The 19492-nt window shown below is 63.0% G+C and carries 17 protein-coding genes and 1 pseudogene; 14 read left to right on the top strand and 4 right to left on the bottom strand.

Going from position 1 to position 19492, the window contains the following annotated elements:
* Positions 1 to 29: 29 nt before the first annotated feature.
* Together CURSPS6_RS03260 and CURSPS6_RS03265 are read right to left on the bottom strand one after the other, a co-directional pair.
* A complete protein-coding gene (locus CURSPS6_RS03260; protein ID WP_030014105.1) occupies positions 30 to 1382 on the bottom strand; it encodes a four-carbon acid sugar kinase family protein in 1353 nt (450 codons plus the stop codon).
* Between the two features lie 21 nt (positions 1383 to 1403).
* Positions 1404 to 2789: a GntP family permease gene (locus tag CURSPS6_RS03265; protein WP_030014106.1), complete on the bottom strand. Its 1386-nt coding sequence runs from the start codon at positions 2787 to 2789 to the stop codon at positions 1404 to 1406.
* Positions 2790 to 2925: 136 nt separating this feature from the next.
* Between CURSPS6_RS03265 and CURSPS6_RS03270 the strand changes: the two genes are divergently transcribed.
* The 4 genes from CURSPS6_RS03270 to CURSPS6_RS12480 all read left to right on the top strand — a co-directional run bounded on the left by CURSPS6_RS03270 (position 2926) and on the right by CURSPS6_RS12480 (position 7834).
* Complete coding sequence (locus CURSPS6_RS03270; protein ID WP_030014108.1) at positions 2926 to 3633, top strand: FadR/GntR family transcriptional regulator; 708 nt, start codon at positions 2926 to 2928, stop codon at positions 3631 to 3633.
* Positions 3630 to 4589, top strand: a complete 960-nt coding sequence (gene denD, locus CURSPS6_RS03275; RefSeq protein WP_030014110.1) for a D-erythronate dehydrogenase — start codon at positions 3630 to 3632, stop codon at positions 4587 to 4589. Before CURSPS6_RS03270 ends, denD begins: the two co-directional genes overlap by 4 nt.
* 84 nt (positions 4590 to 4673) lie before the next feature.
* Positions 4674 to 6818: an excinuclease ABC subunit UvrB gene (uvrB, locus tag CURSPS6_RS03280; RefSeq protein ID WP_030014111.1), complete on the top strand. Its 2145-nt coding sequence runs from the start codon at positions 4674 to 4676 to the stop codon at positions 6816 to 6818.
* A gap of 158 nt (positions 6819 to 6976) precedes the next feature.
* A complete protein-coding gene (locus tag CURSPS6_RS12480) occupies positions 6977 to 7834 on the top strand; it encodes a hypothetical protein (protein WP_152978046.1) in 858 nt (285 codons plus the stop codon).
* Positions 7835 to 7969: 135 nt separating this feature from the next.
* On the opposite strand, the gene CURSPS6_RS03285 is transcribed toward CURSPS6_RS12480, so the two are convergent.
* Positions 7970 to 8575 (bottom strand): NAD(P)-dependent oxidoreductase, encoded by a 606-nt coding sequence (locus CURSPS6_RS03285; RefSeq protein WP_030014112.1) that lies wholly within the window; start codon positions 8573 to 8575, stop codon positions 7970 to 7972.
* Between the two features lie 112 nt (positions 8576 to 8687).
* Between CURSPS6_RS03285 and CURSPS6_RS03290 the strand changes: the two genes are divergently transcribed.
* From CURSPS6_RS03290 to CURSPS6_RS03300, 3 genes are all read left to right on the top strand, one after another.
* Positions 8688 to 9083 (top strand): winged helix-turn-helix transcriptional regulator, encoded by a 396-nt coding sequence (locus CURSPS6_RS03290; protein ID WP_035810476.1) that lies wholly within the window; start codon positions 8688 to 8690, stop codon positions 9081 to 9083.
* Positions 9084 to 9196: 113 nt separating this feature from the next.
* Entirely contained in the window at positions 9197 to 10831 is a 1635-nt protein-coding gene (locus CURSPS6_RS03295; protein WP_030014116.1) for a long-chain-fatty-acid--CoA ligase, read from the top strand.
* Positions 10832 to 10911: 80 nt separating this feature from the next.
* Positions 10912 to 11937 carry an LLM class flavin-dependent oxidoreductase gene (locus CURSPS6_RS03300; protein ID WP_030014117.1) on the top strand — a complete coding sequence of 342 codons (1026 nt, stop codon included), beginning with the start codon at positions 10912 to 10914 and terminating at the stop codon, positions 11935 to 11937.
* An 89-nt stretch (positions 11938 to 12026) separates the two neighbouring features.
* Here the strand turns inward: CURSPS6_RS03300 and CURSPS6_RS03305 are convergent, their stop codons facing one another.
* Positions 12027 to 12299, bottom strand: a complete 273-nt coding sequence (locus CURSPS6_RS03305) for a hypothetical protein (protein ID WP_030014119.1) — start codon at positions 12297 to 12299, stop codon at positions 12027 to 12029.
* Positions 12300 to 12560: 261 nt separating this feature from the next.
* Between CURSPS6_RS03305 and CURSPS6_RS03310 the strand changes: the two are divergent.
* The 7 genes and pseudogenes from CURSPS6_RS03310 to CURSPS6_RS03340 all read left to right on the top strand — a co-directional run.
* Positions 12561 to 13538: pseudogene (locus tag CURSPS6_RS03310) on the top strand (TerC family protein); the annotation flags it as partial.
* Positions 13539 to 13782: 244 nt separating this feature from the next.
* Entirely contained in the window at positions 13783 to 14982 is a 1200-nt protein-coding gene (locus CURSPS6_RS03315) for a TerC family protein (RefSeq protein WP_030014121.1), read from the top strand.
* Between the two features lie 118 nt (positions 14983 to 15100).
* On the top strand, positions 15101 to 16312 hold the full coding sequence (locus tag CURSPS6_RS03320) for a M20 family metallopeptidase (protein ID WP_200910825.1): 1212 nt from the start codon (positions 15101 to 15103) through the stop codon (positions 16310 to 16312).
* Positions 16309 to 16632, top strand: coding sequence for a hypothetical protein (locus CURSPS6_RS03325; protein WP_030014124.1), 324 nt, complete (start codon positions 16309 to 16311; stop codon positions 16630 to 16632). The genes CURSPS6_RS03320 and CURSPS6_RS03325 overlap by 4 nt, the downstream gene beginning before the upstream one ends.
* Positions 16629 to 18125, top strand: coding sequence for a sodium:solute symporter family protein (locus tag CURSPS6_RS03330; RefSeq protein WP_051687581.1), 1497 nt, complete (start codon positions 16629 to 16631; stop codon positions 18123 to 18125). Before CURSPS6_RS03325 ends, CURSPS6_RS03330 begins: the two co-directional genes overlap by 4 nt.
* 58 nt (positions 18126 to 18183) lie before the next feature.
* On the top strand, positions 18184 to 18498 hold the full coding sequence (locus CURSPS6_RS03335) for a hypothetical protein (protein ID WP_051687582.1): 315 nt from the start codon (positions 18184 to 18186) through the stop codon (positions 18496 to 18498).
* A 41-nt stretch (positions 18499 to 18539) separates the two neighbouring features.
* Positions 18540 to 19463, top strand: a complete 924-nt coding sequence (locus CURSPS6_RS03340) for a fumarylacetoacetate hydrolase family protein (protein ID WP_051687583.1) — start codon at positions 18540 to 18542, stop codon at positions 19461 to 19463.
* Positions 19464 to 19492: the final 29 nt, after the last annotated feature.

Genomic DNA, 19492 nt, shown 5'->3' on the forward strand with positions numbered 1-19492 from the left:
GAGTTTTCTCCTTCGCGTGGTGGAAATTTCTAGGCCGTGGCCGTTTGCAGCCGCTCGATGACCTCGGCCAACGCTTCCGTGGAGCCGACGTTTCCGGGAAAGACGACGTAGGGGCACGCCCGGATGTCATCCGGTGCGGTGACCGGCTCAAAGAGCGAGATCTGGCCGGGGAAGAACTGCCCGGCGACGTTCGCGGCGCGTATATCGAGCCCGCGGGCGGCGACCTCGTGGGACGTGATCCCGCCTTTGGCGATGACCCACGCGGGATGCGCGTCACGGGTGCGGCGCACGACCTCGACCACGGCATCCGACACGCTTCGGGCGATCCTCAGCGACTCCGCAGGGTCGGCGTCGGAGACGAGCGACCGGCTCGTATAGACGGCCACGTCATCGTGCTCGAGCGCGCGGCGGATATCGCGGGTGGTGTGTTCGAGGTGCCGTTCTCGCCGGGCTGGGTCCAAGAGCTCCGCGACGTTCAGCTCGATCTCCACGAGATCGCCGCGTTCTTGGACGACCCGCAGCTGCTCGGTGGTCAGGCCCACGTGGGAGCCGACCACGACGAGACCGTGCGTCGAGCGACGAGGGTCGATGCAGATATCGTCCGGGCCGAGAATGCGGGGGTCCCGCTGGCCCGACAGGGGGCGGACAAACGAGGGACCGGACCGGGTGATGAACCGATGGCCTCGTTCCTCCAGAAGGGTCACGGCCTCCGCGACGATATCCATGTCCGCGTAATCGGTCGCGTTCACGACGACCCATCGGCGGTTCGTCGCCCGCGCCAGGATCTCCGCGACCCGCGGGGTGCCTCCGGTGCGAATGTCCTCCAGCGAAATGCGGAGGACATCTTCCGCCTTCACGGCCCCGTGGGACTTCTCCTCCAGGAACTGCGCGAGGTCCGACCGGCCGTAGCCAAAAGTGGCGTCCCGGGCGAAATCCGTCTCGGCCACGGGCCTCGGGGTGCCGTCGACGACGGCGTAGTGAATATCTTCCTCGGTGAAGCGCCCGGCTTCGATCATGGCGGGGCAGAACAGGAACCCGTGGACCGTCAGCCCGTGGTCGGCCAGGGTGTCGGCGAGCGCATTCGGCTCCGCGATGACGTGTCCGCGAAGGGTCGAGTCGGAACGGGACACCACGTGGAGGGGCCCATCCGAGGTCTCGGCCGTCTCGAGATACCCGGCGAGGGTGCGCCGGTTAATCTCCACCGCGTCCTCCTCGCTCAGGGACCGCGAGTTGGTCAGGGCAAAGCACGTGGAACCAGGCTCGCGGAGGGAAGAGCGAATCAGGCATGGATCCAGATCGAAGGCCACGCGGACGTCGTGGACGCATTGAGATCCGGTCGGGTCGTCGTCGAGGACGAGGAGCCGGCGTGGACTGGTGTTCATGGATTTCTCCTCAGCGGGTTGTTAGGCGATGACCGAGACGATCGGCCACATGATCAGGGCCACCACGAAACCGACGATCGAGGTCGTGGTGGTCAGCACCGTGTAAGACTTCAGGCCGGTCGCGGTGCTGACCTGGTTGTATCGGGCCCACACCCAGAACAGGGAGTCGTTGACGTGGGAGAGTGCCATGGAGCCGATTCCGATGGTCACAGCCACCAAGGCCACCTGGATTGGGGCGAGCCCCATCGATGTCACGAGGGGAGCGATCAGGGGAGCGGTCGTCAACGTGGCCACGGTCGCCGATCCTTGGGCCGCCCGGATCAGGGCCGCCATCAGCCACGCGAGGACCAGAACGTGCAGGCCGGTTCCGGCCAGGGCGTTGGCCACGGCGTCGGCGACTCCTGTTTCCTGGAGGACGTGACCGAACGTGCCACCGGCGCCCGTGATGAGGATGACCGCGGCGACCGGGGGCAGGGACGAGTTGATGACGTCCTCGGCTTGCGCGAGGCCCCAGCCGCGTCGGTATCCGAGGGTGACGGTCGCGATGACCACGCCGATGACCAGCGCTATCGGGGACGCCCCGACGAAAGAGAAGAACTGGACGACCGAATGGTCCTTCGGAAGAACCATGGACGTGATCGTCTGCGTCATGATCAGCACCAGGGGTATCAGGATCATGAGGATCACGACGCCGGGGCGCGGCGGGTTGTCCACGACGGGGAAAGACTGGGTCGCCTCGGCGTCGTCCTCGTTCTCCGCGTGATCGGCACCGTCGAGGGCGGGAACCGGCGAGAAGATGCGCCGGGTGATGAACGGGATGCTCAATTGGGCCGCGAACCACATGATGACGGCCGGGACGAAGCCGAGCAGGAGCACCATGCCGATATTGGCGCCGAGGACCTGGGAGCCGCCGACGATGCCCGGGTGGGGTGGGAGCACCACGTGCACCGTGAGCAGGCCCATGACCGTCGGTAGCGCGTAATTGAGCATATTGCCCTTGAGCCGGCGCCCCACCGACAGGATGATCGGCATCAGCACGATCAGGGCCACGTCGACGAAGACGGGGATGCCGAAGATGAATGCCGCGGTGCCCAGGGCCCACGGGGCTTTGTCGGGACCGAATTTGGTGAGCAGCATCTTGGCCAGGACGTCCGCGCCGCCCGACACCTCGATGATTCTGCCGAGCATGGCCCCAAGGGTCACGATCAGCGCGACCGAGCCGAGGGTCGACCCCATCCCTTCTTCGAGCATCGGCACGATCTTGTCGAAGGGGATTCCGGCGACGAGGGCCAGGGCCACGGACACCAGGAGCAGGGCGAGGAATGGATGGGCTTTGGCCTTGATGATCAGGGCCAAGATGACGGCCACCGAGGCGAGCCCCAGGAGCACGAGGATTAAGGGGGACATGAAATCTCCATCGACTTCTCATTCTGGACGGTGGTGGATGCCACACATCAGAAGTGGTCAGATATCTGATCAGTGTAATGATCTGTGCCATACTGTCAATCAACCCACCGTCCACTGACCTGTCGAGGAGTCTCAGATGTCCAGGAATCTGGCCGAACGAGTCGGTCGCAAGATTCTCGATCGCATTGCCGAGGGCGACTATCGCATCGGCGAGGAATTGCCCTCGGAAGCCGTGCTGGCGGAAGAGCTCGACGTCTCTCGGCTCACGATCCGCGAGGCCATCAAGAACCTCGCGGGCAGGGGCGTGATTCTGGTTCAGCACGGCAAACGCAACCGGCTCGCCCCCTTGGAAAACTGGGACCTGCTGAACGTGGAACTCATGAAGCTCAGGGGCTCGATGAGGGGCGAACGACGGAACCTGGTCGAACAGCTCACCGAGGTGCGTCACGTGGTCGAGATTGGAGCGGCGGAGCTTGCGGCCGTCAGGATCACCCCGTCGCGGCTCGGAGTGCTCCGCCGGCACCTCGAGGAGATGAAGGCCGCGGAATCGGCTACCGGAGCCGCCGATGTCGAACGCGCTGTGGAAGCGGATATCGCCTTTCATCGAACCATCATCGAGGCCGCCGGAAACGAATTTTTGCAGGCGACCTACCGGCCGCTGGAAGAGGTTCTGCGGGCCGTCCGCTTGGAGACATCAGCCGCGGAGTCGGTGCGGCGCGAAGCGATTCATTGGCACGGAGCAATCCTCGAACGGTTGGAGTCGCACGACCCCGAGGGCGCCCGGGAGGCCATGAGATCACACATGAACCAGACCATGAACGCGGTCAGAGAGGAGACGGCATGAAAATCATCGTCACGGGAGGCGCAGGATTTCTCGGCAATCGTGTGACGGAGGAGCTATTACGCCGACAGGACGCCGGCGACTTGGGGGTGAGCTTCGATCGCATCGTCTCTGTGGACCTGGCCGAGAGCCGCGTCGACGATCCGAGGGTCAGCTCCGTGGTCGGGGATCTGGCCGATCCCGAGCTTCTCGCCGAGACGGTGGGACGGGACACCGTCGCGGTCTATCACCTGGCCGCGGTCCTGTCCGGGGGATCGGCGGAAAACTTCGATCAGGCGATGCGCGTGAACGTCGAGGGCACGCGCGAGTTGCTCGAGGCCCTGCGGGCTGCGGGCAACCGGCCACGAATCGTCTTCACGAGCTCCCTCGCCGTCTTCGGAGGCCCCATGCCTCGCGTGGTCGAAGAGACCTGGGCCGAACAGCCGGACTCCACCTATGGCTCGTTCAAGGCCATCGGCGAGCTGATGGTCAATGAATACTCGAGGAAGGGATTTGTCGACGCCCGAATCTGCCGCCTTCCGACCATCTCGGTGCGACCGGGTAAGCCCAACTCGGCGGCCTCGTCCTTCGCCTCGGGGATCATCCGAGAGCCCCTGAACGGAATGCCCGCCGAATGCCCCGTGCCCCACGAGACGCGGATGTGGTTGTCCTCGCCCCAGGCGGCCGTGGCGAACCTGGTGCGAGCGCTGGAGATTCCCGGCGATGACCTCGGGTCCTGGCGCGGGATGAACATCCCCGGGATCTCGGTGACCGTGGCCGAGATGCTGGATGCCCTGGAACGAGTCGGCGGTTCCGGGGCGCGGGACCTCGTCAGGGACCGGGCCGATCCGTCCGTCATGGACATCGTGTGTTCGTGGCCGGGGGATTTTTCGGTGGACCGGATGCTGGCCCTCGGATTCGTCCGGGACGAAAATTTCGACGACGTCGTGCGGCAGTATCGAGACGAGTTCCTGGCGTAGCCCGGGCGAGCGGCGGTCGGGAAGTCTCTACGCCGTGGGCGGGATTCATCGAACATTCGTGCGAATCGAGGTAGCCTGGAGGCTATGAGTCTGGCACAGGAGATCCACCGCGTCGTCGCGCCTTTCGAGGTCATATCCGATTATCAGCCCGCAGGTGATCAGCCGAAAGCTATCGCCGAGCTGACCGAGCGCGTCGAAGGCGGCGAGAAGGACATCGTCCTGCTGGGCGCCACCGGTACCGGAAAATCGGCCACGGCCGCGTGGCTGGTCGAATCGGTGCAGCGTCCTACCCTGGTCATGGTCCAGAACAAGACGCTCGCCGCCCAGCTGGCCAATGAGCTGCGGGAGCTTTTGCCGAATAACGCGGTCGAATACTTCGTCTCCTATTACGACTACTACCAGCCCGAGGCCTACGTCCCGCAGACGGACACCTTCATCGAGAAGGATTCCTCGGTCAACGACGAGGTCGAGCGGCTCCGCCACTCGGCCACCAACGCCTTGCTGACCAGGCGTGACGTCGTGGTGGTGTCCACGGTCTCGTGCATTTACGGTCTCGGCACTCCGGAGGAGTACGTCGCGCAGATGGTCACCCTCAAGCAGGGGGACGAGATCGATCGCGACCAGCTGCTGCGGCAGTTCGTCAACATGCAGTACGCGCGCAATGACATGGATTTCCACCGCGGCACCTTCCGGGTCCGGGGGGACACCGTGGAAATCATCCCGATGTACGAAGAAAACGCGATCCGCATCGAGTTCTTCGGTGACGAGATCGAGTCGATTCACACCCTCCACCCGCTGACCGGTGAGGTGATCCGGGAAGAAAACGAAATGTACGTCTTCCCGGCCTCGCACTACGTGGCCGGCGCGGAACGCATGGCCCGGGCCGTCGATTCCATCAATCACGAGCTGGGGGAGCGGCTCAAGGAGCTGGAGGACCAGAATAAGCTCGTCGAGGCCCAGCGGCTGCGCATGCGCACGACCTACGACCTCGAGATGATGGAGCAGATGGGTTTCTGCAACGGCATCGAGAACTACTCGCGCCATATCGACGGTCGTGAGGCCGGTTCAGCGCCTCACTGTCTGCTGGATTATTTCCCGGATGACTTCATGCTGATCGTCGACGAGTCGCACGTGACGATCCCGCAGATCGGCGGCATGTACGAAGGCGATATGTCCCGGAAGCGCACCCTGGTCGAACACGGCTTCCGGCTGCCGTCCGCGATGGATAACCGCCCGCTGAAATGGGACGAATTCCTGGAGCGGATCGGCCAGACCGTGTACATGTCGGCGACCCCCGGCAAATACGAGTTGGGTCAGGCCGATGGCTACGTCGAACAGATCATCCGCCCCACGGGGTTGGTGGACCCGGAGGTCGTCGTCAAACCGACCAAGGGCCAGATCGACGATCTCTTGGACGAGATCAACCAGCGCGCGGAACGGGACGAACGCGTGCTCGTGACCACCTTGACCAAGCGCATGGCCGAGGACCTGACGGATTACCTCGTGGAACACGGCGTCAAGGTGCAGTATCTCCACTCCGACGTGGATACCCTGAAGCGAGTCGAGCTCCTGCGATCCCTGCGGCTGGGCGAGTTCGACGTGCTCGTCGGCATCAACCTGCTCCGCGAGGGCCTTGATCTTCCCGAGGTGTCCCTCGTGTCGATCTTGGACGCGGATAAGGAAGGCTTCCTGCGTTCGACCACCTCCCTGATCCAGACCATCGGCCGCGCCGCCCGTAACGTGTCGGGGCAGGTGCATATGTACGCCGATAAAATGACCGATTCGATGACCACCGCGATCGACGAGACCAACCGACGTCGCGAGATTCAGGTGGCTTACAACAAGGAACACGGCATAGACCCGACGCCGCTGCGCAAGAAGATCGCCGACATCACGGACCTGATCGCCCGCGAAGAAGAGGACACCAAGGATCTCCTGGCCCAACGATCGGCGGCCAATAACCACACGGCCCCGGTCTCGGGCAAGGGCAAGAAGAAGGGGCAGGCCGCGGCCCAAGACGACGCGACCCTCGCGGCGGCGGCCAAGATTCGTGAGGACGGCCTGGCGGCGGCCCCCGCGGAGGACCTGCGCGAACTCATCGAGCAGATGAACGAACAGATGCGCAATGCGGCCGCGGAGCTGCAATTCGAGCTCGCGGCGCGCCTGCGGGACGAGGTCTCGGACCTGAAGAAGGAGCTCCGCCAGATGCAACAGGCGGGGCACGCCTGATTGGCTGGGATAGATCGTTAACCTTAAAACAACAGGTAGTTAGCCGTTCGTATGAGTTAAGTTATTCGTCTGTTATTTGCTTAACTCATTTATTGTCTTATTGTGATCTATATCTAACGTGTCAACGTAGCACGATCTATGGGGTATAAGAGATTTCAATGAGTTCTACAAAATATAGAAATTCTGAATCAAAAACTGAAAAAGATGCAACAAAGACGGGTGGGATAGGCGCCAAGGTGAAAATCCTTGGCGAATTTGTTGCGGTTCTGATGCTTGTTGCCACTTGCATTGGCTTTTACACTGCGCATCGCGATAGTTTGCATCAATCAGAAAAGGAAGAATCTCCGATTCAGGTGTCCAATAAAGGGTTTGGTCCTCCGAATCATTGCTACTCAAATTTTGCTTTGAAAAATAAACAGAACTTGGACGGCCTGTCCTTTGACCAGCTTGACCACGTGGTTGATCTGGAGCACGGTGACAGGATTTGGGGAGTCGGAAATTTTTCAGCGACCTTTAGTGCACGTGATAATGCGACTTTTACCGTAACTGATATAAAGTTGGTAGATGTTGAAAAGGCCGAGGGAGGAAAATTCACCGAATTTGCAGATGTTGACCTATCCGGATGCGGAGACGCGACTGGAGGAACGATTGCACGAGCGGAATTTAATCTGGATATTTCTCAAAAGGCTCGTCGGGTGATCCAGAGTAGCGTGGGGTCTCCCACTTCGTCGAGAGATGTCGGCATGAACCCGATCGACGTTACATCGAGTAATAATCTAACTGTAGAGGTTCCTGTGCAGTCTTGTAAAGAACCTCGAAAATTCTCGGTTGAAGTTAGCTACCTCGAGAAGAGTACATCTAAGCCAAAAGTGCAAAAATTTGGACCCTACGTTCTTGCCGCTCCGGACTTTAGTAAACCGATATATAAGTATGATATTAAGTCACAGTCCATAGTGCAGTCAGAGTGGGGAGACGTTAATAAATCCTGTGGTGGGTCTATGAACTCGATAAGCTAATTGGATTAGATGCTCTGCGTATTGAAGCGATAATTGGTCTTCTGAAAGTTTCGCAGACCCGTCACTGTGCGTAATTGTAGGAGCTGCTGGCGGACGGGGTGTTTTTACCTTTCAAGGCCCCCGTCCGCCATCAAGCTAGTTGGCGACCGTGAAGCGCTCGCCGGTGTGGCGGGCGTTCTCCGCCTCGTCGACCAGGGCCACGGCGAAGTCCTCCGCCGAGATGGAGTCTCCGGCGGGAACGTCGAGGGCCTCCTTGTACGTACCCGTTCGCTCGCCCGGGGCGATCACAGGGGCCGGTGCCAGCATGGACCAGTTCAGGCCCTCGGAATCGACGTAGTCGCGGAAGACCAGGGCGAAGGCATCGGCTTCTTTCTTGTACTCGGCGGGGAATGCCTCGGTGTCCTTCAGCATGGTGTTTTCGTCCGCCGAGAGGGCGCCGGCACCTCCCACGACCACAAAACGACCCTGGGGGCGTGCGGCGATCAGCGCGCGGTGATTCTCGATGTCCTGCGCGTAGTCTCCGGTACGTCCGTTGACGGTCGCGATCACGGTGACATCGTGCTGATCGATGACCTCGACCGTCGCGGCGGTGTCCGCCGTGTCCAGGGCGTAGGCCGCCCGAGCCGATCCGGGGTTCTTTCCGCTCCGCGAGTACGAATCGACCTCGTGTCCTCGGTCGGATGCCTCCGCTACGGTGCGGGATCCGACCATTCCGGTTCCTCCGATGACGGCAATCTTCATGGTGTGCTCCTCGGTGTTCCTCGTGCTGTGGTTCGGGGTGTCGAACCCTTCATCGTTATAGTATCTATTAGATACTAGGTACCTCAAGGAAACTAAGGAAGGACATGTGGTCATGACCGTCGAATCGGTGAATCATGACGTGCCGACGGAATTCGATGTTTTGGATCCCCGGTGCCCCTCGCGCACCGTGTTGCGCCACGCCACCGACCGGTGGACGCCCCTGATCGTGGCGAGCCTGGGCGATGGCCCGTTGCGGTTTTCCTCCCTTCGGAAGCGGGTGGGTGGCGTGACCCCGAAGGTTCTCACCCAGACCCTGCGGTCCATGGAGCGCGATGGGCTCGTCACGAGGACGACCGGCGGAGGCGTTCCGCCGCGGGTGGATTACGAGCTGACGGAACTCGGGGCATCGCTGGGGGAGCCGCTGGGGGCCCTGCGGACCTGGGCCGAATCCCACGCTGCCGAAGTCTTGTCCTCCAGGGATCGCCACGATGAGGCGTCCGCCGGCTGAGGCATGACGCGCAACGTGAGGAACGGCTGTTTCGGCGGTGCGCCTCTTCTTCGTAGGATGAGATCTGGAACACACCACTGTGCGTTTCGACGACGTCTTCGAAGGAGTCCTGCATGCTGACCGGCCACGCCTCGACCACGGGTGATACGTACCCCTTGAACGTCACGACCATGCTGAGGCATGCGGCCCGGACCTTCCCCGATACGCCGGTGGTTTATCGAGACGAGTCGGGTCGGCGACGCCGTTCCGACTACGGCACCGAATGGGCGCGGGTCAATCGCATGGCCCACGCCCTGGAGGCGCTGGGCATTGGCGCCGGAGACGTCGTGGGGGTCATGGACTGGAATTCCCGCCGGCACCTGGAACTGTATTTCGCCTTACCCGGGTTGGCGGCCACCCATCTGCAGCTGAACCTCAAGCTGTCGCGCGAAGACCTCGGTTACGTGGTTCGCCATTCGGGGGCTCGGTGGATCGTGGTGGACGAGTCCTTGCTTCCCATCGCCGAGTCGTTGCAGGACGTGGAGGGCATCGACGGGTGGATCATCCTCTCGGACCACCCGGCCGGGGAGGTGGCCACCTCCTTGCCTCATCCCGTCTTCCTCGAGGAGGAGCTGTCCCGGGCCCCGGACGGGGAGTACGAATGGCAGGACATCGACGAGAAGACCGCCGCGTATGCCGGGTATACCACCGGAACCACGGGGCGTCCCAAGGGAATCTTTTACTCGCACCGTTCGGTGTACCTGCACGCGTGGGCCTTGCACACGTCTTTAAGCTTCACGCACCGGGATTGCCTGATGCCGGTGACACCCATGTTCCACGTGATGACGTGGGGCTTCCTTCATGCGGCGGTGCTGGCCGGGTCCAAGGTCGTCATGCCCGGCCACTATGCGGCCGGCGACGTTGGCGACCTCGCGGAGTGCCTGGTCGATGAAGGCGTGAGCATCTCCAATGGCGCCCCCGCGATCTGGACCCCCATCCTCGAGCACTTTCGGAACCGAAGCGCCGCGGCCAACCTCGCGGGATTGCGGGTGGTCGTGGCCGGTTCGGAGCCGGCGCTGTCCCTCATGAAGGGATTCAAAGACGTGGCGCAGGTGGATATCGTTCACGGGTACGGCGCCTCCGAAACCTCGCCGATCGTCGCCATCAACTGGAACCTTAAGTCCACATTGAAGGATATGAGCGAGGATGAGCGATGGGACCTCAAGAGATCTCAGGGCCTGCCGAGCCCCGGGGTGGACGTTAAGGTCGTTTCGGCCGATGGGGTGGAGCAGCCTCATGACGGGGAATCCGCCGGGGAAATCTACTACAAAGGTCCATTCATCACGCAGGAGTACTTCGATCGCCCGGAATCGGCCGACGCGTTCGATGATGGGTGGTGGAAATCCGGCGACGTCGGGGTCATCGACCCCCACGGATACCTCAAGCTCACGGACAGGTTGAAGGATGTGATCAAGTCGGGCGGCGAGTGGATCTCGTCGATCGACATGGAGAACGCCATCCTGGACGACCCGAGGGTCGCCGAGGCCGCGGTGATCGGCGTTCCGGACGAGAAATGGGATGAGCGTCCCGTGGCCTACGTGGTGGCCCGAGAGGGAAGCCCCGTGCGAGAGGACGAGGTGATTTCGCTGTTGTCCGCGCGCTTCGCGTCGTGGCAATTGCCCGATCGGGTCGTGCTGGTCGACGAGTTGCCCCGCACCTCGGTGGGGAAGCTCAATAAGAAGAAGCTCCGCGCCGATTACACCGCGTGACGGGGGTTCACCCGGGAGGGCTAGCGTTGAGTCCGACGGCCGCGTGAGCCGTGTCCCGACAGGTTCATTCGAGGAGTGCCATGACCGCCGAGAATATCGCCCTAAAACACTTAGGGTTTCTGCACATCGCCCCTTTCGCGCCCGAGGACCCGGGGCGCGGCCTGAAGGAAGCGGTCGAATTGTTCCGCTACGCGGAGTCCCTCGGGTTCGACTCGGGGTGGTTGAGAACCCGCCACATGCAATACGGGGTCACCGCGCCCGGGGTCATGCTGGGGGCGTTGTCTCAAGCGACCGAACGCATCGAGCTCGGCAACGCCGTCATCCCGCTGGAATTCGAGAATCCTTTCAGCCTGGCCGAAGATCTGGGGGTGGCCGACCTCCTCTCGGGCGGTCGGCTCCGCCCCGGGGTCAGCGTGCATCCGCCGCGATTCGATGACGAGGTCAACGACGCCGTCTTCGGGCCGGGGTGGAAGCTCGAAAACTACGGCTACGAGCGGATCGAACGGCTGCTGGATCTGCTGCGGGGACGGAAGATCCGTAGTCTCCGGCGGTACGAGGGCTTTGGGGGAGATATGGACTCGGAAACGATCCAGCCGCTGAGCCCGGGATTGAGCGAGCGGATCTCCTACGGCTCGGGTTCCTTGCGATCGGCCGAGTGGGCCGGCGCGACGGGCCTCGGACTCTTGGTGAGCAATATCGGGGCGACCGAGAACGGGATCCGCGACTTCGACGAGGCCCAGGCTGCCTTGATCACGCGCTACCGGGACAGCCTCCCGGAGGGTAACTCAGGTCGGGTGACCCAGGCTCGGGTCGTGGTTCCGACGGATGGTGCGAGTTCCGATCAGGCCGCCCGCTACGGCGACTACGTGCGGAAGCGGATGCCCCGCACGCGTCAGGTGCTGGGGGAGAAGACCATCATCGCCCCGGACCGGACGGGGAGCACGGCAGAGATCGTGGATCAGTTGGTGAACGATCCGTCGTTCCGCGAGGCCGATGAATTCGTCGTCGAGCTCCCCTTCGAGCTGGAGCCCGCCGACTGGAGGCACATTCTGCATCAGTGGGCCACCGCGATCGCCCCGGAGCTGGGGTGGTCTGCCCGGTCGTGAGGATCGGGCGGGCCCGTCCCGGCGTGTCGAGGCTTTAAACGCGTGGTGCCCCGGACCGGTCGGTCCGGGGCACCACGTCGCGTCATGGACTAGTGGGTCAGCTGGGCACGATCCGAGGAGTGCGATCCCTCGAGCGCCTGCATTTCACCCATCTCCTGGATCTCCCGCTCGGAGCGCTTGGACGCGGCAAAAATTCCGGCGATGACCAAGAGAACCGCGCCGAGGAGGCAGAAGCCGATGGCCCAGTTGACGAATTCGCCGACGCGGCCGTCGGAGGGAATGCTCCAGATGAAGAACGCGGCGCCGACCATGAAGATGGCTCCGAAAATATAAGACCGGGCTCTGGTCCAGGCGGTGGTCATGGGTGATCGTCCTTCTTTCGGCGTCGGAAAATGGCCTCTTCCGAAGAGTTTACCGAAAGAATTCCGCGCAGTCGCCTCACGTGGCGGAAGATCCTCGCGAGCCGAGGGCTGTACAGTGTCTGCCTGAGCAAGGGAGTATCCCCGTCGACTCGTGCACGTCAACACGTCAGGCGCCGGAGCCTGGCCGGGCACGGGGTCGCGCCGTGAAGCGACGCGATGGGAGAGACTTGTGCGGTTCTCCCTACCCACAAGGAGGGGCCCTTGGAGGTCTCCATCACTCAGTGGATCGTCACGATCGTGATCATCCTCGCGTTGCTCGCCTATGATTTCGTTTTCCACGTCCGCAAGCCGCACGAGCCGACGATCAAGGAAGCGGGGCTGTGGACCTCGTTCTACGTGGCCATCGCGTTGCTCTTCGGCCTGTTCATCTTCTTCTGGGATGGCGGGGACATCGCGGTGCAGTACTACGCCGGTTTCGTCACGGAGCAGGCGCTTTCCGTGGACAACCTCTTCGTCTTCCTGATCATCATGGCCTCGTTCAAGGTGCCGCGGGCCGATCAGCAGAAGGTCCTGCTCTTCGGCATCGTGGTAGCCCTGATCGCGCGAACGCTTTTCATCGTCATTGGTGCCGCGGCGATCAACCGCTGGGCGGCGTTGTTCTACGTCTTCGGGCTGTTTCTTATCTATACCGCCGCCAAGTTGATCAAGGACGAGGTCCAAGACGGCGGCGACGACGATGAGGCCAACAACGTGATGGTTCGTTTGGCTAAGAGGTTCCTCAAGACCACCGATTCCTACGACGGCGACAAGCTGTTCACGTGGGAGAACGGCAAGAAGGTCATGACGCCGATGCTGCTGGTCATGGTCGCGATCGGTCTGACCGACATCATGTTCGCCCTCGACTCGATACCGGCGATCTTCGGCCTGACGCAGGAGACGTACATCGTCTTCACGGCGACCGCTTTCTCCCTGATGGGTCTGCGTCAGCTGTACTTCCTCATCGACGGCCTGTTGGATCGCCTGATTTACCTGTCCTGGGGGTTGGCCGTGATTCTGGGCTTCATCGGCGTCAAGCTGATGCTGCACGCCCTGCACGAAAATAACCTGCCCTTCATCAACGGCGGGAACCCCGTGCCGGTCTTCGAGGTTTCGACCCTGCTGTCCTTGGTCGTCATCGTGGGCGTGCTCGTGGTGACCGTGGTGGCCTCCCTCTACAGCCCACGCGGGAAGAAGCTGCGGGAGGACGAGGCGGTCAACCGGTAGGTCCCGCGGGCCCCCGGCGTCGGCGGCTGACGTGGACGAAGCCTGCCCCTTCACGTAGGCTTGTGCATCAAGCAAGGGAGTATCCCTCGAACTTCGTGTACGTCAATACGTCAGGCTCCGACGCCTGGCCGGGCACGATCCACGCTTGCGGGGCGGCTGCGTCGCCCGGGCGCGTGGGGGAGAGACTTGTGCGGTTTAGCAACTCACAAGGAGCCTTGTCATGGACATTCCTCTGATCCAATGGGTCGTGACCCTCGCGGTTATTCTGGCCCTGTTGGCCTACGACTTTTTCTTCCACGTCCGTAAGGCGCACGAGCCGTCGATCAAAGAGGCCGCCGTGTGGTCGGGCGTGTACGTGGGCATCGCGCTCTTGTTCGGCCTGGTGATCCTGGGATTCGACGGGGGACAATACGCCGCCGAGTACTACGGCGGATACATCACCGAGAAGGCCTTGTCGGTAGACAACCTCTTCGTCTTCCTGATCATCATGGCCTCCTTCAAGGTGCCGCGGGCCGACCAGCAGAAGGTGCTCCTTTTCGGCATCATTTTCGCCCTGGTGGCGCGCACCGTGTTCATCTTTGTCGGCGCCGCCGCGATCAACGCGTGGGCGTGGGTCTTCTACATCTTCGGCCTGATCCTCCTGCTGACCGCAGGAAACCTCATTAAGGGCGAGGTCGCCGATTCTCAGGAGAAGGACGAGGCGAATAACATCGTCGTCCGGATCGCCAAACGCTTCATGCACACGAGCGATGAATACGACGGTGACAAGCTGTTCACCTGGGAAAACGGCAAGAAGGTCATGACCCCGATGCTGCTGGTCATGGTGGCCATCGGCGGCACGGATGTGCTGTTCGCTCTCGACTCCATCCCCGCGATCTTCGGCCTGACCCAAGAGTCCTACATCGTCTTCACGGCGACGGCTTTCTCCCTGATGGGTCTGCGTCAGCTGTACTTCCTCATCGACGGCCTGTTGGACCGCCTGATCTACCTGTCCTGGGGACTGTCGATTATCTTGGCGTTCATCGGCGTCAAGCTGATCCTCCACGCCCTGCACGAAAATAACCTGCCCTTCATCAACGACGGCAACCCGGTTCCGGTGATCGAGGTCAGCATCGGGATGTCCCTGACCGTGATCATTGGTGTCCTGATCCTGACCGTGCTGATTTCCCTGTTCAGCCCCAAGGGGCGTGCCCTGCGCATCGTGACCGGGACCGAGAAGGCCGCGACCGACTACCTCGAACTGCCGGAGGACGCCTCGGAGGACGAGCGGTCGGCCAAGCACGAGGAGCTCGTGGAGTACCAACAGAAATTGCGGGCGCTGCCCCAGAAGCGCAAGGACTCGCTGATCGACTCGGAAAGCCGTTTCCGCGATCTGCTGGACCGTGCCCACGGCCGGCACGAGGAGCATCTCGGGGCATAGCACCGGGTTGCCGTCTCCGGGCATGATCATCTGGTGAGAATCGGGGCGGGAAATTTCTGCGGCACGGCGCCACCTGTTTAGTGTGACTATGTTATAGCTCACTACCCAGGAGGGCACCGTGCCGCAGACACCCGCCGTCGTGACAGGCGATGAATTCAAGAAGCGGTCGCGCACCGCCGCCGACGAGATCGCCGATGCGGTCCTGCGGCTGAGCCACAGCATTCATGCCGAACCGGAGACCGCTTTCGAAGAGGTCGAAACTTCGCGCAAGGCGAGGGAACTTCTCGAATCTCAGGGGTTCACGGTTCAGAGCGGAGTGGCCGAGATGCCGACGGCCTTCGTCGCCACGTACGGTCACGGGGATCTCGTGGTCGGCGTGTGCGCGGAGCTGGACGCGTTGCCCGGCGTCGGCCACGCATGCGGCCACAACATCATCGCCTCTGCGGGAGTCCTGGCGGGCCTGGCCCTGGCGTCGGTCGCCGACGAGCTCGGGGTGACCGTCAAGGTCTTCGGTACCCCGGCCGAGGAATACGGCGGAGGCAAGATTTTCATGCTGAACGCCGGGGTCTTCGACGGAACCCACTTGGCCATGATGGTCCACCCCGGAGACCAGGAATACGCCGACCACCTGACCCGTTCCGTCGTCGACCTCGAGGTCGAGTACACCGGACACCCGGCGCATTCGGCCATGGCGCCCCATGAGGGCATCAACGCCGGGGACGCCGCGACCATCGCCCAGGTGTCGATCGGCCTGCTCCGTCAGCACTTGAGGCCCGGGGAACTGGTGCACGGGATCGTGACCTCCGCCGGGGATGCGCCCAATGTCGTTCCTCACCGAGCCACGCTTCTCTACGATGCGCGCGCGAACACGATCGCCGACCTCGAAGGCCCCAGCGGGGTGAAGGAACGGCTGATCCGGTGCTTCGAGGCCGGTGCCGTGGCGACCGGATGCGAGCTTCAGGTCAAGGACGAATGGCCGGCTTTCTCGGAGTTCCGCAACGACGAGCCGATGGTTGAGGCCTACCGACGCAACGCCGAGGCCTTGGGGCGCCGATTTACCGAAACCCCCATGACCGAGCGTGCGCGCCAGGCCGGGTCGACCGACATGGCCAACGTGTCCCTGCGGATCCCGGCGATTCACCCGAGCATTATCGTCGACGCCCACGGGGCGACCTGCCACCAGCCCGAGTTCGCGAAGTACTGCGTCAGCCCCAGCGCGGATCGTGCGGTCCTCGACGGCGGCCTGGCGATGTGCTGGACCGCGATCGACATGGCCACGGACCCCACACAACGCGCCCGCCTGATCAACGCGGGAGGCGAGAACGCATGAGCACCCACGAACCCACCCCGACGCGTCGTCGCCCGGCGCGCAGGCCCTCCGCGGCGAGGCGGGCCCTGTGGTGGACCGTGTGCCTGGTGCCCCTCGTCGCGGCCTTCGGGCTGCAGTGGCTGCCGATCTTCAACGGTCCGCACCTCTTCCTCGGGCTTCCCACGATCATGTGGTGGACCTGTCTGCCCGGCAGCCTCCTGGTCAGCCTGATGCTCGGCATCGTGGAATGGACCCGCACCGACTCGGCCGAGCAGGACCGTCTCGACGCCGCCGCGGTGCGGGCCGCGGAACGCCGAGAGAACCGGGGAGGCCGATCATGAGCACGATTGCGTGGGTCGCCCTCGCCGGGATCGTCGTCATTGCCCTGTTGGGCTTTTTGGGGCGCCGCAAACCCGACCTCGACCTTGCCGAATGGACCGTGGGCGGGCATAAATTCGGCGTCGCGACCACCTGGCTTCTCCAGGCCGGCGAGGTCTTCACAACTTTCACCTTCCTCGGGACGGCAGGGCTCGTGGTCTCGGGCGGGGCGGCGTCGTTCTATTCGATGCCTTACGTCCCTCTCGGGTACCTGGCCTTATATTTCATCGCGCCCCGGATCTGGCGCATCGCCCGCGCTCGCGGTCACCTGACCCAGGCCGACTTCTTGGAGGATGCGTACTCGTCGCGAACGGTCGGGATCGTCGTCGCGATCGCCGGGGTCCTGTTCCTCCTGCCGTACCTTCAGCTCCAGATCACGGGCCTCGGCCTGATCGTCGAGCTGGTCACCGGCAACCACTCGATGGGCGCCTGGTCCATGGTGATCGCTTTCGTGCTGGTCGTGGCGTTTGTCCTGTGGTCCGGGCTGCGCGGAGTCGCGACGACCGCCTACTTCAAAGACGTCCTGATGATCGTGATGCTGTTCGTGGTCTGCATCGCCGTGCCGATCCATTACACGGGCGGCTTCACGCATGTCTTCCAGGTGGTGCAGGAGAAGATGCCGGAGATGCTTTCGGTGCACGGCACCGAGGCCTACGGAATACCGTGGTACATCTCCAACATGGCCATCAGCGCGATCGGTGTGGCCTTTGCGACCATGCCGCACAACTGGCCGCCGATCATGTCCGCCCGGAACTCGACCGTTTTGCGCCGCAACTATCTGTGGTTGCCGTTCTACAACACGCTGATCGTGATGCCGCTGGTCGTGGGGTACGTGGCGCTGGTGGTTCTCGGCGCCAATGCCGACCCGGACAGCGCCCTGTTATCCCTGGCCTCCGGCATGTTCCCGGAGTGGGTCATGGGTCTCGTGGCCGTCGCGGGCATCTCAACGGCGATGGTCCCGGCGGCCTCGCTGCTGATCGCGGTGAGCACCTTGGTCTCGCGAAATCTCGTGCGCACGCGATCGGCGAAGGCGCAGTTCACGGTCACGCAGGTCACCGTGGTTGTCGCGACCGCGTTGGCCCTGTTCCTGTCCATCGCGATGCCGAACCTGCTGGCAAATCTGTTGTTGCTGACCTTCTCCGGTTTGGACCAGCTGGCCCCTGCGATCGCCGCGGCGCTTCTGCTCCGGCGGAAGGTCGGGTCCGTGTCTGTTGTGGCGGGGATGCTCGCGGGGTTGGCCGTCGTCATCGGCTATACGTTCTGGTGGACCCTTCCCTGGGCCATCAGCGAGGGGATCATCGGGCTCGCCGTCAACGTCGTCGTGGTGGTCGTCGTCGAAGCGATGCGGCGCGCGATGTCCCGCCGTGCGGGCGACGAGGCCGTGAGCTTCTCCTCGGAGGAAGAAGTCATCGAGGCGGTGGGGCGGCGGGGTCTCACGGAGGGGGAGCCCGCTTAAATTGTCAGTCGCTCTTTCTATGATTCGAATATATATTCGAATCATAGAGGAGAGCCCCATGTCGAACACTCAGGTGATGACCACAACCTCCGGCCAGCCCGTCAGGGTCATGATCGACGGCCACCGGTACCGCGTCGCGGCGGACCCCGTTCGCTGGTATGAGCGGCGGGCGTGGTGGACCGAGGTGGATCGCGCGCCCAAAAACCAGTGTCCGCACCTGGTGGACCAGGAGGTGTGGCAGGTGCAGGTCGTGGTGGATCGCCCCGGCGAGGTTTGGCGGCGCCGAGGGCCGGTATCGGACGGGGAGCTGAGGACGTTTCAGTTGGAAAGAGACCGCGCCACCGGTGGATGGAATGTGAGGGGGAGCCTGTAGCCTGAGGTACGGAGTTTTCCGTCACATGAAGGGTGCCAAGAATGAAGCTGGGACGCTCGTATGTCGAGAGCCTGTTTGAGCAGGAAAGCGGCCTGTATACCTGGGTTGAGGTGGCGGGGAAGCGCTACTACCTGAAGGACGTGGGGCCCGCAAGCGTGGTGGATAGCGCGCTCTTCCGTGAGGGTTCGGAGGAAGAGCGCGCGGAGTTTTACTCGAGCATCGGGCGCGAGGAAATCCCACACACCCGGTCGGTGACCGACGTCCTCCCCTTGGAGCCGGGGAAGATCCTCTGCGTGGGCCTGAATTATCACGACCACGCGGAAGAGGTCGGCGCCGAAGTCCCCACCTATCCCACGATCTTTACGAAATTCGCCAATTCGCTGGTGGGCCCCGACGATCCGATCGCGATGCCCCAGGAGTCGACCAAGATCGACTACGAGGCGGAGTTGTGCGTCGTGATTGGGCAGCGGGTGCGGCGTGCCAGCGAGGAGCAGGCCCTTGCCGCCATCGCCGGATACACGCTTTTCAACGACATCTCGGTGCGCGACTGGCAGGGGCGCACGAGCGAATGGTTCCAGGGGAAAAACTGGGACTACAGCACCCCGCTTGGACCGCACATCGTGGCGCGGAGCGAGGTGGACCCCGTCGAGGGGCTCGCCATCGAATGCCTCGTCGACGGAGAGGTCATGCAGTCGGGTACCACCTCGAACATGATCTTCACCCCGGCGCAGATCGTCTCCTACCTCAGCACCTTCATGACCCTCGAACCGGGTGACGTCATTGCGTGCGGCACCCCCGCGGGCGTCGGCATGTCCAAGAAGCCCCGACGCTTCTGGCTGAAGCCCGGGCACGAGGTCACGGTGCGCATCGAGGGCGTGGGGGAGATGGCCAATACCTGCAGACCCGAGGCGGAAACGGAGGGGCACTTCGCCGGAAAATCCTGGTGGGGGCCGGTCGCCAGCTGAGTCGCGGACCGGGCCGGGGATCAACAGCC

The organism is Curtobacterium sp. S6, from assembly GCF_000710345.2.
Classification (GTDB): domain Bacteria; phylum Actinomycetota; class Actinomycetes; order Actinomycetales; family Micrococcaceae; genus Rothia.

Bases quoted from the DNA above. Each gene is read 5' to 3' on its own strand.
- CURSPS6_RS12480 (WP_152978046.1), top strand. From the start codon at position 6,977: ATGAGTTCTACAAAATATAGAAATTCTGAATCAAAAACTGAAAAAGAT.
- denD (WP_030014110.1), top strand. From the start codon at position 3,630: ATGAAAATCATCGTCACGGGAGGCGCAGGATTTCTCGGCAATCGTGTG.
- CURSPS6_RS03260 (WP_030014105.1), bottom strand. From the start codon at position 1,382: ATGAACACCAGTCCACGCCGGCTCCTCGTCCTCGACGACGACCCGACC.
- CURSPS6_RS03340 (WP_051687583.1), top strand. From the start codon at position 18,540: ATGAAGCTGGGACGCTCGTATGTCGAGAGCCTGTTTGAGCAGGAAAGC.
- CURSPS6_RS03270 (WP_030014108.1), top strand. From the start codon at position 2,926: ATGTCCAGGAATCTGGCCGAACGAGTCGGTCGCAAGATTCTCGATCGC.
- CURSPS6_RS03325 (WP_030014124.1), top strand. From the start codon at position 16,309: ATGAGCACCCACGAACCCACCCCGACGCGTCGTCGCCCGGCGCGCAGG.
- CURSPS6_RS03305 (WP_030014119.1), bottom strand. From the start codon at position 12,299: ATGACCACCGCCTGGACCAGAGCCCGGTCTTATATTTTCGGAGCCATC.
- CURSPS6_RS03315 (WP_030014121.1), top strand. From the start codon at position 13,783: ATGGACATTCCTCTGATCCAATGGGTCGTGACCCTCGCGGTTATTCTG.
- CURSPS6_RS03285 (WP_030014112.1), bottom strand. From the start codon at position 8,575: ATGAAGATTGCCGTCATCGGAGGAACCGGAATGGTCGGATCCCGCACC.
- CURSPS6_RS03290 (WP_035810476.1), top strand. From the start codon at position 8,688: ATGACCGTCGAATCGGTGAATCATGACGTGCCGACGGAATTCGATGTT.
- CURSPS6_RS03265 (WP_030014106.1), bottom strand. From the start codon at position 2,789: ATGTCCCCCTTAATCCTCGTGCTCCTGGGGCTCGCCTCGGTGGCCGTC.
- CURSPS6_RS03300 (WP_030014117.1), top strand. From the start codon at position 10,912: ATGACCGCCGAGAATATCGCCCTAAAACACTTAGGGTTTCTGCACATC.
- CURSPS6_RS03295 (WP_030014116.1), top strand. From the start codon at position 9,197: ATGCTGACCGGCCACGCCTCGACCACGGGTGATACGTACCCCTTGAAC.
- CURSPS6_RS03330 (WP_051687581.1), top strand. From the start codon at position 16,629: ATGAGCACGATTGCGTGGGTCGCCCTCGCCGGGATCGTCGTCATTGCC.
- CURSPS6_RS03335 (WP_051687582.1), top strand. From the start codon at position 18,184: ATGTCGAACACTCAGGTGATGACCACAACCTCCGGCCAGCCCGTCAGG.
- uvrB (WP_030014111.1), top strand. From the start codon at position 4,674: ATGAGTCTGGCACAGGAGATCCACCGCGTCGTCGCGCCTTTCGAGGTC.